This window comes from Streptomyces niger (assembly GCF_000718305.1).
Classification (GTDB): domain Bacteria; phylum Actinomycetota; class Actinomycetes; order Streptomycetales; family Streptomycetaceae; genus Streptomyces; species Streptomyces niger.
In genome coordinates this window covers 821,784-836,215 of sequence record NZ_JOFQ01000001.1, presented here as the reverse complement: position 1 = coordinate 836,215, position 14,432 = coordinate 821,784, and the positions used below count along the sequence as shown (strand labels likewise).

At 72.4% G+C, this 14,432-nt stretch carries 12 protein-coding genes; all 12 read left to right on the top strand.

Translation table 11 applies throughout. The features are described 5' to 3' along the window. Positions 1-46: 46 nt before the first annotated feature. The 12 genes from IF20_RS03720 to IF20_RS03665 all read left to right on the top strand — a co-directional run bounded on the left by IF20_RS03720 (position 47) and on the right by IF20_RS03665 (position 14,410). Entirely contained in the window at positions 47-715 is a 669-nt protein-coding gene (locus IF20_RS03720) for a GntR family transcriptional regulator (protein ID WP_052863403.1), read from the top strand. Beyond that, positions 712-1,623, top strand: a complete 912-nt coding sequence (locus tag IF20_RS03715; protein WP_052863402.1) for a dihydrodipicolinate synthase family protein — start codon at positions 712-714, stop codon at positions 1,621-1,623. Before IF20_RS03720 ends, IF20_RS03715 begins: the two co-directional genes overlap by 4 nt. Next, the gene (gene araD / locus IF20_RS03710; protein ID WP_052863401.1) at positions 1,611-3,350 is read left to right on the top strand and encodes an L-arabinonate dehydratase; all 1,740 of its coding nucleotides are present in this window, start codon (positions 1,611-1,613) and stop codon (positions 3,348-3,350) included. The genes IF20_RS03715 and araD overlap by 13 nt, the downstream gene beginning before the upstream one ends. Before the next feature lie 119 nt (positions 3,351-3,469). Further along, positions 3,470-4,435 (top strand): carbohydrate ABC transporter permease, encoded by a 966-nt coding sequence (locus IF20_RS03705; protein WP_052863400.1) that lies wholly within the window; start codon positions 3,470-3,472, stop codon positions 4,433-4,435. Continuing rightward, a complete protein-coding gene (locus IF20_RS03700; RefSeq protein ID WP_052863399.1) occupies positions 4,432-5,277 on the top strand; it encodes a carbohydrate ABC transporter permease in 846 nt (281 codons plus the stop codon). The genes IF20_RS03705 and IF20_RS03700 overlap by 4 nt, the downstream gene beginning before the upstream one ends. After that, positions 5,274-6,455: a Gfo/Idh/MocA family protein gene (locus tag IF20_RS03695; RefSeq protein ID WP_052863398.1), complete on the top strand. Its 1,182-nt coding sequence runs from the start codon at positions 5,274-5,276 to the stop codon at positions 6,453-6,455. The genes IF20_RS03700 and IF20_RS03695 overlap by 4 nt, the downstream gene beginning before the upstream one ends. Beyond that, positions 6,452-7,306 carry a DUF6807 domain-containing protein gene (locus IF20_RS03690; protein WP_052863397.1) on the top strand — a complete coding sequence of 285 codons (855 nt, stop codon included), beginning with the start codon at positions 6,452-6,454 and terminating at the stop codon, positions 7,304-7,306. The genes IF20_RS03695 and IF20_RS03690 overlap by 4 nt, the downstream gene beginning before the upstream one ends. Further along, positions 7,303-8,889: a glycoside hydrolase family 43 protein gene (locus IF20_RS03685; RefSeq protein WP_052863396.1), complete on the top strand. Its 1,587-nt coding sequence runs from the start codon at positions 7,303-7,305 to the stop codon at positions 8,887-8,889. The genes IF20_RS03690 and IF20_RS03685 overlap by 4 nt, the downstream gene beginning before the upstream one ends. Before the next feature lie 42 nt (positions 8,890-8,931). After that, on the top strand, positions 8,932-10,920 hold the full coding sequence (locus IF20_RS03680) for a pectinesterase family protein (RefSeq protein WP_052863395.1): 1,989 nt from the start codon (positions 8,932-8,934) through the stop codon (positions 10,918-10,920). A 33-nt stretch (positions 10,921-10,953) separates the two neighbouring features. Then, positions 10,954-12,303, top strand: coding sequence for an ABC transporter substrate-binding protein (locus tag IF20_RS03675; protein WP_052863394.1), 1,350 nt, complete (start codon positions 10,954-10,956; stop codon positions 12,301-12,303). Continuing rightward, complete coding sequence (locus tag IF20_RS03670) at positions 12,300-13,106, top strand: rhamnogalacturonan acetylesterase (protein WP_052863393.1); 807 nt, start codon at positions 12,300-12,302, stop codon at positions 13,104-13,106. The genes IF20_RS03675 and IF20_RS03670 overlap by 4 nt, the downstream gene beginning before the upstream one ends. Beyond that, positions 13,103-14,410: a pectate lyase family protein gene (locus IF20_RS03665; RefSeq protein WP_110943751.1), complete on the top strand. Its 1,308-nt coding sequence runs from the start codon at positions 13,103-13,105 to the stop codon at positions 14,408-14,410. Before IF20_RS03670 ends, IF20_RS03665 begins: the two co-directional genes overlap by 4 nt. The last annotated feature ends 22 nt before the right edge of the window (positions 14,411-14,432 follow it).

Genomic DNA, 14,432 nt, shown 5'->3' with positions numbered 1-14,432 from the left:
ATATGAGACGTGATGCGCGAGATATGAGAACTGAGAGCGGCCGCCCATGACTTTCGCCCCCGCCCCGATCCCCTCCCGCACGCAGTACGTGCTGGAGGCGGTCAAACACCGCATCCTCACCGGGCAGTTGAGCCCCGGGCAGTCGCTCGTGGAGACCGAACTCGCCGCCCAGTACGGGGTCTCCAAGACCCCGGTGCGCGAGGCGCTGAAGACCCTGGCCGGCACCGGACTCGTCGTCATGAGCCAGTACAAGGGCGTCACCGTCCGCACGGTCGACGCGACCATGGCCCGCGAGGTCTACGACGTACGCCTGCTGCTGGAGCCGGAGGCGGTCCGCCGCACCGTGCGCAGCGCCGCCTCCGTGGAGGACGCCCGCACGGCGCTGACCCGCGCGGCCGAGGCCGCCGACCCCGCCGACCGGTCGCTCGCCAACCGCGACTTCCACCGCGCGCTGTACCTGCCCTGCGGCAACCCGCTGCTGACCCGCATGCTCGACGAGGTCCGCGACCAGGCGGCCCTGGTGTCCACCGTCGCCTGGGCGGCCGTGCCGTCCTGGGAGCGGGAGGCCGCCGAGCACGAGGAGATCCTCCGGCTGGCCACGGCCGGCGACGCCGACGGCGCGGCCCGCGCGGTCCACACCCACATCGCCTCCTTCGTCGAGCGGGCCTTCCCCGCGACGGACGAGGCCCCCACCGGAGGAGGGACGCAGAGATGACAGCGGCCGCGTACGAGACCCACCGGGCGGCACTCGCCGATGTGGTGGCCATCCCGGTCACCCCGTTCACCGCGGACGGCGCCCTCGACACCGAAGCCCACCGCACCCTGCTGCGCCGCCTGCTCGACGGCGGCATCCGCACCCTGACCCCGAACGGCAACACCGGCGAGTTCTATGCCCTCACCCCGGACGAGCGGCGCGCCGTCACCGAGCTGACCGTCGAGGAGGCCGGCGGCCGGGCCACCGTCCTGGTCGGCATCGGCCACGACGTGCCGACCGCGGTGGCCGCCGCACGGCACGCCCGCGACGTCGGCGCGCAGCTGGTGATGGTGCACCAGCCGGTCCACCCCTACGTCTCGGAGGGCGGCTGGGTCGACTACCACCGCGCGATCGCCGAGGCCGTACCCGAGGTCGGCGTCGTCCCCTACCTGCGCAATCCGGCACTGAGCGGCTTACGCCTCGCCGAACTCGCCGACGCCTGCCCCAACGTCATCGGCGTGAAGTACGCCGTCCCGGACGCGGCACACTTCGCCGCCTTCGCGCGGGACGCCGGCCTCGAACGTTTCGTGTGGATCGCGGGCCTCGCCGAGACCTACGCCCCCGCGTACTTCTCGGTCGGGGCCACCGGCTTCACCTCCGGTCTGGTGAACGTCGCCCCCGCGGTGTCGCTGCACATGCTCCACGCGCTCCGGGCGGGCGACTACCCGGCCGCCATGAAGGTCTGGGAGCAGATCCGCCGCTTCGAGGAGCTGCGCGGCGCGAACGGCTCCGCCAACAACGTGACGGTGGTCAAGGAGGCGCTGGCCTCGCTCGGACTGTGCCGCCGCGACGTCCGGCCGCCGAGCAAACCACTGCCGGAGGAGCAGCGCGCCGAGGTCGCGGCGCTCGCCGCCGGGTGGTCGGTGTGAGACGCCCGGAGGAGTACCGCAGCCACCAGTGGTACGGCAGCGGCATCTCATCGGGCCTGCGCTCCTTCAGCCACCGCGCCCGCACCCGGCAGCTCGGCTACCTGCCCGAGGAACACCTCGGCAAGCCGGTCGTCGCGATCCTCAACACCTGGTCCGACATCAACCCCTGCCACCAGCACCTCCGCGACCGCGCGCAGGCCGTCAAGCGCGGGGTGTGGCAGGCCGGCGGCTTCCCGCTGGAATTCCCGGTCGCCACGCTGAGCGAGACCTTCCAGAAGCCGACGCCGATGCTCTACCGCAACATGCTCGCGATGGAGACCGAGGAGCTGCTGCGCTCCTATCCGGTGGACGGCGCGGTGCTGCTCGGCGGCTGTGACAAGTCCACGCCGGCGCTGCTGATGGGCGCCGCCAGCGTCGACCTGCCGACGGTCTTCGTGCCCGCCGGGCCGATGCTGCCGGGGCACTGGCGCGGCGAGACCCTCGGCTCCGGCACGGACATGTGGAAGTACTGGGACGACCGGCGCGCGGGCCTCATCGGCGACTGCGAGCTGGCCGAACTGGAGAGCGGGCTGGCCCGCTCGCCGGGCCACTGCATGACGATGGGCACCGCCTCCACCCTGACCGCCGCGGCCGAGGCCCTGGGCGTGACGGTGCCGGGCGCGTCGAGCATCCCCGCCGTCGACTCCGGGCACGACCGGATGGCCGCGGCCTCCGGCATCCGCATCGTCGACCTCGTCCGCCGGGACGTGCGGCTGACGCACCTGCTGACCGCGGAGGCCTTCGAGGACGCCGTCACCACCGTCCTCGGCCTCGGCGGTTCGACCAACGCCGTGATCCACCTCATCGCGATGGCCGGCCGCGCCGGGGTACGGCTGACCCTGGACGACTTCGACCGGATCGCCCGCAAGGTGCCGGTGCTGGCCAACGTCCGCCCCGGCGGCGGCCCGTACCTCATGGAGGACTTCCACTTCGCCGGCGGGCTGCCCGGCTTCCTCTCCCGGATCACCGACCTGCTCCACCTGGACCGGCCCACCGTCGCCCACCCCACGCTGCGGGAGCAGCTGGCCGGCGCCCTGGTCCACAACGACGACGTCATCCGCACCCGGGCGAACCCGGTGGCCGCCGAGGGCGGCGTCGCGGTGCTGCGCGGCAACCTCTGCCCCGACGGCGCGGTCATCAAGCACATCGCCGCCGAACCGCACCTGCTCCGGCACACCGGACCCGCCGTCGTCTTCGACGACTACAAGGCGATGCAGCGCACCATCAACGACCCGGCGCTCGGCATCACCGCCGACCATGTGCTCGTACTGCGCAACGCCGGGCCCAAGGGCGGCCCCGGCATGCCCGAGTACGGCATGCTGCCGATCCCCGACCACCTCCTGAAGCAGGGCGTGCGGGACATGGTGCGGATCTCCGACGCCCGGATGAGCGGTACCAGTTACGGCGCCTGCGTGCTGCACATCGCCCCCGAGTCCTACGTGGGCGGGCCGCTCGCCCTCGTCCGCAGCGGCGATCTCATCACCCTCGACGTCGCCGCGCGCACCCTGCGCCTGGAGGTGTCGGACGAGGAGCTGGCGGAGCGCCGCGCCGCCTGGACCCCGCCGCCCGAGCGGTACGAGCGCGGCTACGGCGCGCTCTACGCCGAGCAGATCACCCAGGCCGACACCGGCTGCGACTTCGCCTTCCTGGCCCGCCCCGGCACCGTGCCCGATCCGTACGCGGGCTGAGCCGCACCCGGCGCCCGCCCCTCTCCTTCCGGTCGATGCACCGGCACGGCCGATATGTCGAACAGCGTCCTGCTTTCCGGTTACCCGGAATCCCCGGTCACCCAGAACGGAGAAGAGTCATGGCCCAAGCCGCAGCCGTGGCCGAGTCACCGCCCAGAAGCCGCCACGGGACGACGCCACCGCCCGAGCGCCGCCGCCGCGGCACCGGCAGCCACCCGCGCCGGCTGCCTTACCTGCTCATCGCGCCCGCGGTCCTGCTGATGCTGGGCTTCATCGCCTACCCGGTGCTCAGCGTCTTCTGGACGGCGCTCCAGCACGCCAACCCCACCAAGCCGTGGCGGAACGGCTTCGCGGGGCTGGACAACTTCACCGAGATCTTCACCGGCGACCCCCTCTTCTGGGGCACCCTGACGTTCAGCCTCAAGTGGGTCGTCGTCGAGGTCGGGCTCCAACTGCTCTTCGGGCTGGCCCTCGCCCTGATCGTCAACCAGACCTTCGCCGGCCGGGCGCTGGCCCGCGCACTGGTCTTCTCGCCCTGGGCCGTATCCGGCGTCCTCACCTCCGCGATCTGGGTCCTGCTCTACAACTCCCAGACCGGCATCAGCCGTTACCTCGCGGACGCGGGCATCGGGGAGTACGGCACCTCCTGGCTCTCCGACACCGCCACCGTCTTCCCGGCCGTGGTGGTCGCCGACCTCTGGCGCGGGGTGCCCTTCTTCGCCATCCTCATCCTCGCCGACCTCCAATCCGTCTCGAAGGACCTCTACGAGGCGGCCGAGGTGGACGGCGCGAGCAGGTTCCGGCAGTTCTTCCACATCACCCTGCCGCACCTGAAGGACGCCATCATCCTCTCCACGCTGCTGCGCGCGGTGTGGGAGTTCAACAACGTCGACCTGCTCTACACCCTGACCGGCGGCGGCCCGGCGGGGGAGACCACCACCCTGCCGCTCTACATCGCCAACACCTCCGTCGACGCGCACAACTTCGGCTACGCGTCCGCGCTGACCACCGTCGCGTTCGTGATCCTGCTCTTCTGCTCACTCGTCTACCTACGGCTCAGCAAGTTCGGAGGTGACGACAAGTGACCACGCTGACCGTCACCGGGAAGCGGCGCGCCTGGGACCAGGCCCCCCGCTGGCAGATCCACCTGCCGCTCGCCCTCTACCTCCTCTTCACCCTCGTCCCCTTCTACTGGATCCTGCTCTTCGCACTGCGCCCCGCCGGTTCCACCTCCCTGGTGCCCTGGCCGATCACCTTCGAGCACTTCGCGAAGGTGTGGACCGAGCGCAGCTTCGCGACGTACTTCCAGAACAGCGTGCTCATCGGCATCGCCACCCTGGTGCTCACCACGCTCGTCGCGCTGGCCGGCGGCTACGCGCTCGCCCGCTTCGACTTCCGCGCCAAGAAGGGCTTCATGCTGGCCCTGCTGTGCTCCCAGTTCGTGCCCGGGGCGCTGCTGCTGGTGCCGCTGTTCCAGATCTTCGCCGAGCTGCGGATGATCAACTCGCTGGGCAGCGTCATCCTCGCGGAGACCGTCTTCCAGCTCCCGCTGTCCATGATCCTGATCAGCGGCTTCATCAAAAACGTGCCGTACGCGCTGGAGGAGGCCGCCTGGGTCGACGGCTGCGGGCGGCTGCGGGCCTTCCGCGTCGTCGTCCTGCCCCTGCTGCGGCCCGGCCTGGTCGCCGTGGGCTCCTTCGCCTTCGTGCACGCCTGGAACCACTTCCTCTTCGCGCTGATGTTCCTCAGCGACCAGGAGAAGCAGACCATCCCCGTCGGCCTGAACACCCTGATGGGCGCGGACAGCGTCGACCTCGGCGCGCTCGCCGCCGGCGGCGTCATCGCGGCCGTACCGGTCGTCATCGTCTTCGCGTACATCCAGAAGTGGCTGATCACCGGCTTCAGCGCGGGGGCGGTGAAGGGATGACCGGCACCACCCCCCAACTCCCCTGGCCCGTCGTGCTGGTGGGTGCTCGCGGCCACGGCCGGTGGCACCTCGCCAACCTCCGCCGGCTGGCCGCGCAGGGCACGGTACGCCTCGCCGGCGTCTGCGACCTGACCCCGCTGACCGCCGCCGAACTCGACGGCCTCGGGCCCGTCGCGCAGTCCGACGACTTCGAGGAGCTGCTCGCCGCCACCGGAGCCCGCGTCGCCGTCCTCTGCACGCCCATCCCCACCCACGCCGACCTGGCCCTGACGGCGGCACGGCACGGCGTCCACCTGCTCGTCGAGAAGCCCCCCGCACCCTCGTACGCGGAGTTCCGGCGGCTGGCGGACGGCGTCGAGGCAGCCGGCGTGGCCTGCACCATCGGCTTCCAGTCGCTCGGCTCGCACGCCCTCCCGGCCGTCCGCGCCCTGCTCGCCGACGGCGCCCTCGGCGAACCGACCGGCATCGGCGCCGCCGGGGCCTGGGTGCGCGACGAGGCCTACTTCCGCCGCGCCCCCTGGGCCGGCCACCGCAGGCTCGACGGCACCGACGTGCTGGACGGGGTGCTCACCAACCCGCTCGCGCACGCCGTCGCCACCGCGCTCGCGCTGGACGGCAGCACCGCCGCCGAGGACGTCACCCGAGTGGAGACCGAACTCTTCCGCGCCCACGCCATCGAGTCCGACGACACCTCCTGCGTCCGCGTCACCACCGCGCGCGGCAGCCGCGTCACGGTCGCCGCCACCCTCTGCGCCGCGACGGCCGCCGAGCCGTACGTCGTGGTCCACGGCACCCGCGGCCGCCTCACCTTCTGGTACAAGCAGGACCGCGTCCTGCTCCAGCGCGCGGGACACGCACCCGAGGAGACCACGTACGGCCGCACCGACCTGCTGGAAAACCTCCTCGACCACCTCACCCACGGCACGCCGCTGCTCGTCCCGCCCGCCGCCACCGGCGCCTTCATGCGTGTCCTCGAAGCGGTGCGGTGCGCCCCGGACCCGGCCGCGCTGCCGTCGGACGCGTGGCACACCGCGCCCGGCACGACGGCCGACGGCAGCACGCTCCGCCGCGTCGTCCCCGGCATCGACGGCCTGGTGGCCGCCAGCGCCGACACCCTCTCCCTCTACTCCGAACTCGGCGCCCGCTGGGCGCTCCCGCAGGAGGTGCGCTCCGGATGACCGCGCCCCGCACGACCCCGCCCCTCACCCTGTGCTGCGCCGGCCGCCCCGTCGCCCGGTACACCTACCGCCCCCACCTCGACGCCCGGCTCGCCCCGCGCCCGTACCTGCACCCCGTGACCACCCTGCACGGCACCCCCGTCACCGAGCTGATGCCCGCCGACCACCCGCACCACCTCGGCGTGGGCATCGCCGTCCCCGACGTGGCGGGCCACAACTTCTGGGGCGGCCGGACCTACGTACGCGACCGCGGCCCGACCGCACTGGACAACCACGGCGTGCAGCGGCACACCGCCTTCAACCTCCGCGACCCCGACGGCTTCGTGCAGGAGCTCAGCTGGAGCGTGGGGGAGGAGGAACTGCTGCGCGAGCGGCGCACCGTGGCGGCCACCGCGCTGACCGACACCGCTTGGGCGCTGGACTTCACCTTCTCCCTCACCAACACCACCGCCGGGACGGTCTCCCTGGGCAGCCCCGCGACCAACGGCCGCCCGGGCGCCGCGTACGGCGGCTTCTTCTGGCGCGCCCCCAAGGAGGCCGACGTGCCCGAGGCGTACACCGCCGACGCCGAGGGGGAAGCGGCCGTGCACGGCCGCCCCGCGGACTGGCTCGCGCTCAGCGGCGGGGGATGGACGCTGGTCTTCGCCGGCGCCACCGAACCGACCCGCCGGGACCCGTGGTTCGTCCGCGCCGCCGACTACCCGGGCGTGGGCTCCTCGCTCGCGCACACCGAGCCGTTACCCGTCGCCGCGGGCGGCACCGTCGTCCGCCGCATCGTCACGGTGGTCGCCGACGGGCGCCTGACCCGCGAGGAAGCCGCGGGGCTGGCACGGAAGGCGGTGACGGCATGACCGCCGCCGACCGGCACGCCGCCTGGCTCTCCGCCGACCGCGGCGACGGCACCTACCGCAACCCCGTCCTCGCCGCCGACTGGTCCGACCCCGACGTCGTAAGCGTCGGCGACGACTACTACCTGACCGCCTCCAGCTTCGGCCGCGTCCCCGGCCTGCCCCTGCTGCACTCCCGCGACCTGGTCAACTGGACGCTGATCGGGCACGCCCTGGAGCGGCTGGAACCGGCCGAGGCGTTCGCCGTCCCGCGCCACGACTGCGGGGTGTGGGCGCCCTCGATCCGGCACCACGACGGCCGCTTCTGGATCTTCTGGGGCGATCCGGACCACGGCATCTTCCAGGTCAACGCCGAGGACGTACGCGGCCCGTGGAGCCGACCGCACCTCCTCAAGGCCGGCAAGGGGCTCATCGACCCGTGCCCGCTGTGGGACGAGGAGACCGGTGCGGCCTACCTCGTGCACGCCTGGGCCCGGTCCCGCTCCGGCATCAAGAACCGGCTCACCGGCCACCGCATGCGCCCCGACGCCACCGGCCTGCTCGACGACGGCACCACACTCGTCGACGCCGACCGCCTCCCCGGCTGGTTCACCCTCGAAGGGCCCAAGCTCTACCGGCACGACGGGTGGTTCTGGATCCTCGCGCCCGCCGGGAGCGTGGCGACCGGCTGGCAGGGCGCCTTCCGCTCGCGCGCGTTCTTCGGCCCGTACGAGGAACGCGTCGTCCTCGCCCAGGGCGACACCGACATCAACGGACCGCACCAGGGCGGCTGGGTGCGCACTCCGGCCGGCGAGGACTGGTTCGTGCACTTCCAGGAGCTGGGCGCGTACGGGCGCCTCGGCCACCTCCAGCCGATGCGCTGGGATGCGGGCGGTTGGCCGGTGCTGGGCGAGGACGGCAGCCCGGTACGGGAGCACCGCAAGCCGACCCTGCCGCCGCAGCCGCCCGCCGCGCCCGTCACCGACGACGACTTCCCCGGCGGCCGGTTCGGCCGCCAGTGGCAGTGGACCGCCAACCCCGCGGAGGGGTGGACACTGCCCCACTCCGGCGACGGGCTGCGGCTCACCTGTGTCCGCTCCGCCGACGCGCTCGACCTGCGCCGGCTGCCGCACGTCCTCACCCAGCGGCTGCCCGCGCGCCCGGTCACCGTCGAGGTCGGGCTGCGGCTGGAGAGCACCGAGCCGGGCGCGAGGGCGGGACTGGCCGTGCTCGGCGACGCGTTCAGCTGGATCGGGCTGGAGCGCGGCACGGACGGGACGGTGCGGCTCGTCCACCGGTTCGCCGAGTCCGTCGCCGAGGCGGAGCGGGACGCCGCGCATGCCACGCCCGCGCCCGACGGGCAGGCCCGGCTGCGGATCGCCGTCGGTCCGGGCGCCCGCTGCCGCTTCGCCGCCGACACGGGCGCCGGCTGGACCCCGTACGGACAGGTCTTCGCCGCCCTGCCCTGGCGTTGGGTCGGCGCCCTGCTCGGCCTGTTCGCCGCCACGCCCGAGCCCGCCGAGGCCGCCACCGGCGCCCAACCCGCCGGCACCGCGCTCTTCAGGCACTTCCGCATCGCGCCCGCCGGTCCTGCCCCGGCCGGCTGAGCCGAGCCCCTCCGTCACCCGCAACGCCCCTCGGGAGTCGTTATGACATACCTCCGCAGCAAGCGCTTACTGGGCAGCGCCCTGGCCGCCGCCACCGCCCTGGCCGCGGCCCTCGCCCTCGGCCCGCTGACCCCCGCCGAGGCCGCCGCGCCCCGGCCGCGGGAGACCGCCCGCCACACGTCGGCGAACGGCCCGTGGGCCGACCGCCCGCACGGCTTCGCCTCCCTCGCCGGCTCCACCACCGGCGGCGCGGGCGGCAAGGTCGTCACCGTCCGCACGCAGGCCGAGCTGGCCGAGTACGCCGCAGCCGACGAGCCGTACATCATCCGCGTGGCAGCCGCCATCGAGGTGGCGCCGTTCGGCTCGGACATTGTCGTCGCCTCCGACAAGACGATCGTCGGCGTCGGCACGAGCGGTGAGATCGTCCACGGCGAGCTGCACCTGAACCCCGGCACGCACAACGTCATCATCCGCAATCTCACCATCCGCGACTCCTACGTGGAGGGCGACCGGGACGGCAAGACGCAGGACTTCGACGCGATCCAGATGGACTCCGTGCACCACGTCTGGATCGACCACAACCGCTTCACGCACATGGGCGACGGCCTGCTCGACGTCCGCAAGGCCAGTGAGTACCTCACCGTCTCCTACAACCGCTTCGACACCCACAACAAGGCCTTCGGCATCGGCTGGACCGAGGACGTCAAGACCCGGATCACCATCGACCACAACTGGTTCCACGGCACCAAGCAGCGCAACCCCTCCGCCGACAACTGCGCCTACGCCCACCTCTACAACAACTACCTCTCCGGGCAGGTCGACGACGACGACCCGGTGTGGACGTACGGCAACTGGGCGCGCGGTCGCACCAAGATGGTCATCGAGAACAGCTACTACGACGGCGTCCAGCATCCCTACCAGGCCGACGACACGGCGGAGTTGGTGCAGCGCGGCTCCGTCCTGAAGAACACCACAGGGCGGCACGACACCCGCGGCACCGCCTTCGACCCGCACGACTTCTACCCGTACCGGGCCGACCCGGCAGCCGCCGTGCCCGCCCTGGTGAAGAAGGCCGCCGGGCCGCAGCGGTCGCTCGGCACCCGCACCGTCCTGCGCGTTCCCGCCGACTACCCGACCGTGCAGGCCGCCGTCGACGCCGTGCCGGACGGCAACGACGGCGCCGTCACCCTGGCCCTCGCACCCGGCACCTACCGCGAGCAGGTCCGCGTCCCGGCCGGCAAGCCGTACCTCACCTTTCTCGGCACCGGCGACGACCGCGGCGACACCGTCATCGTGTACGACACGCCCAACGAGTACGGCGGCTCCTCCGGCAGCGCCACCGTGCTGCTCGCCGCGCACGACACCACGGCGCGCCACCTCACCTTCGTCAACGACTTCGACGAGGCCGCGCACGACCTCGACAGCGAACAGGCCCTCGCCGTGAAGACGACCGGTGACCGGATCGTCTTCGAGGACACCGCCTTCAAGGGCAACCAGGACACCCTGATGACGGACAGCCCGAAGCTGGACACCGTCAGCCGGGTGTACGTCCACGACGCGTACATCGAGGGCGACGTCGACTTCCTCTACGGGCGTGCCACCACCGTCGTCGAGGACTCCGTCATCAAGGCGCTGAGCCGCGGCTCGGACACCAACAACGGCTACATCACGGCCCCGTCCACCTGGCGGGGCAACCCGTACGGGTTCCTCATCACCGATTCGCGCATCGAGAGCGACGCACCGGCCGGCACCTTCCACCTCGGCCGCCCCTGGCATCCGGGCGGTGAACCGGACGCGGTCGGCCAGGTCCTCATTCGCGACACCGCACTGCCCGCCGCGATCAAGGCGTCGCCCTGGACCGACATGGGCGGCTTCTCCTGGCGGGACGCGCGCTTCGGCGAGTACCACAACCGCGGCCCGGGCGCGGCGGTCACCGCCGACCGGCCGCAACTGAGCACCGCCGACGCCGCCCGCCACGAGGTCGCCGACTACCTCCGCGGCACCGACGGCTGGGCTCCGCACCGCCGCTGACACCTCATCCACCCGCACAGAAATGAGCCGACCATGACCATTTTCCGTAAGCCCGGCAGACCTCGCGGCACCGCCGCGCTCGCCGTGACCGCGATCCTCGCGCTGACCGCCACCGCCTGTGGCGACGACGGCAGTGGCGTCGCCGGCGAGTCCGGCGCCGAGGGCTCGGGCAAGGGCACGATCACCTTCTGGGACAACAACGGCGGGGTGCGCACCGACGTGTGGAAGGAGATCATCAAGGACTTCGAGCAGGCGCACCCCGACATCAAGGTCGACTACGTCGGGGTCGCCGCGACCGAGGCGCAGTCCAAGTACGACACCGCCATCCAGGGCGGCGGGCTGCCCGACGTCGGCGGCATCGGCGCGGCCATGCTCGCCGGCATCAGCGCCCAGGGCGCGCTGGAACCGCTCGACGGGCGCCTGAAGGACAGCGCGCTGGACGGCAAGCTCAACACGCGCATGGTGAAGAGCGTCCGCTCGGCCGCCGGCGGCAAGCAGCTCTACACGGTCCCCATGCACGCCACCAACGGCGTGCTCTACTACCGCACCGACTTGTTCAAGGCCGCCGGCCTGCCCGCGCCCACCACCTGGTCGGCGTTCTACAAGGCGGCGGAGAAGCTCACCGACAAGGGCGCCAACAAGTTCGGCTACACCATCCGCGGCGGCGCCGGCTCCATCGCGCAGGCCCTGGACGCCATGTACGGCCAGTCCGGCATCACGAGCTTCTGGAAGGCGGACGGCCTCCACACCACCGTCAACGACCCGAAGAACGTCGCCGCGCTGGAGAAGTACGTCGCGCTCTACAAGAAAAACACCCCGGCGGCCGACATCAACAACGACTTCACCAAGATGGTCGCCCAGTGGGACAGCGGCGAGATCGGCATGCTCAACCACAACATGGGCTCCTACCAGGACCACGTGAAGGCGCTCGGCACGAAGAAGTTCCGCGGCATACCGAACCCCACGCTGGACGACGGCACCCGCGTGATGGTCTCCAACCCGGTCGACGGGCTCGGCCTCTTCAAGTCCGGCAAGAACAAGGCCGCCGCCTGGAAGTTCATCGAGTTCGCCGCCTCGCACGAGGCCAACAGCAAGTGGAGCGAGTCGGCCGGCACCGTCCCCGCCAACCTCGAAGCCGCCGAGGACGAGTGGGTGCAGAAGTCCGAGACCACCAAGCTCGGCGCCGAGGCACTGAACAGCGACAGCACGAAGATCGTCGACCTGCCGTACCACCTCCCCGACTGGAACACCCTCTCCAAGGCCGACAACGAACCCGCCTTCCAGAAAGTGCTGCTCGGCAAGACCACGCCCAAGGCGTTCCTGGACTCTCTCGCCGACCAGTTCAACGTGGCCCAGGCCGAGTGGAAGCAGCAGGACAAGTGACCCTCGCCCGCCGCCGGGCGGCCGCGGCCCTCGCGGCGCTCCCCCTCGCGTGCGCCGCGGCCCCGGCCGCCCTCGCCACCACACGAGGCCACCGCCGTAAGCCCGCACTCCACCTCGCCGGCGACTCGACCGCCGCCCAGAAGTACGCCGACGCCGCGCCCGAGACCGGCTGGGGCATGGCGCTCCCCTTCTTCCTCCACCGGGACGTGCCCGTCGTCAACCACGCCGTCAACGGCCGCAGTGCGAAGAGCTTCGTCGACGAGGGCCGGCTGGCCGCCGCCCTCGCCGCCCTCCGCCCGGACGACCTGCTCCTCGTGCAATTCGGCCACAACGACGAGAAGAAGGAGGACCCCGCCCGGTACACCGAGCCCTGGACGACGTACCAGGACTATCTGCGGCAGTACCTCGACGGGGCCCGCGACCGGGGCGCGCGGCCCGTGCTGCTCACCTCCGTGGAGCGCCGCAGATTCGACGCCGGCGGTAACGCCCTGCCCACCCACGGCGAGTACCCCGCGGCGATGCGGTCCCTGGCCGCCGAGGCGGCCGTGCCGCTGCTCGACCTCCAGGCGCGGTCCCTCGCGCTGTGGCAGCAGCTCGGCCCCGAGGAGACCAAGGCGTACTTCAACTGGACGCCGAGCGAACAGGACAACACCCACTTCAACCCGCCGGGGGCCACCGCCGTCGCCCGGCTCGTCGCGGCCGGACTGGCCGAGGAGCGGCTGCTCGCACCGCACGCGGTCCGCCGCCTGGACGACGACGTCCCCACGTCCTGGATCACCTGGCCGGAAGGAGAAGAAACATGACGTCCACAAGGAGAGGGAGCAGGACCAGACGTACCACTGCCCTGGCCCTCACGACGACGGCCTGCGCCCTGCTCGCGCTCACCGCCACCGGCCCGGCCCAGGCCGCCCCGCCCGGCCGGGACGTCCTGCCGCCGCGCGACGGCTGGGCGTCCGCCACCGGCGGCACGACGGGCGGGGCCCGGGCCGACGCGGCGCACACCTACACGGTCACCACCTGGGACGAGCTGCGCGCGGCGCTCGCCGACGACCCCGGAGCGCCGCGCATCGTCAGGATCAAGGGCACCCTGGACGCGACCACCGCGGGCTGCGCCGCGTACGAGGCCGACGGCTACGACCTCGCCCGCTACCTCGCCGACTACGACCCCGCCGTCTGGGGCCGCGACCGGCCCGTCAGCGGTCCGCAGGAAGACCTCCGCGCCGCCTCGCAACGCCGACAGGCCGCTGCCGTCAAGGCGTACGTCCCGTCGCACACCACCCTCGTCGGCGTCGGCGAGCACGCCGGGATCACCGGCGGCAGCCTGCAGATCGAGGGCGCCGACAACGTCGTCGTCCGCAACCTCACCGTGGAGAGCCCGCTGGACTGCTTCCCGCAGTGGGACCCCACCGACGGCGCGACCGGCGCCTGGAACTCCGAGTACGACAGCATGGTCGTCACCGGCTCCAGCCACGTCTGGCTGGACCACAACACCTTCACCGACGGCGCCCACCCCGACAGCGCACTGCCCTCGTACTACGGCGAGGTGTACCAGCAGCACGACGGCGAACTGGATGTCGTGCGGGGCGCCGACCTCGTCACCGTCTCCTGGAACGTCTTCGCCGACCACGACAAGACCCTGATGATCGGCAACAGCGACAGCGCGGGCGCCACCGACCGCGGCAAGCTGCGCGTCACCCTGCACCACAACCTCTTCCGCGATGTGACCGAGCGCGCGCCGCGCGTCCGCTTCGGCAAGGTCGACGCGTACAACAACCACTACGTGGCGGGGCCGGGCACGGCGTACGCCTACAGCCTCGGCATCGGCATCGAGTCCCGGCTGGTCGCCGAGAAGAACGCGTTCACCCTGCCACCGGGCATCGGCGCCGGCCGCGTCCTGAAGAAGTGGAAGGAGGCGCCGGTCACCGCGGCCGGCAACCGCGTCAACGGCCGCCCGGCCGACCTGATCGCCCTGCACAACGCGGAGTTCCCCGCGGAACCACTGCAGTCCGGTGCCGGCTGGACGCCCACCCTGCGGACCCGCGTCGACGACCCGCGTGCCGTGCCCGGCCTCGTCGGCCACCGGGCAGGCGCCGGCCGGCTGCGCTGACGACGGCCGGACGCGCGCACGG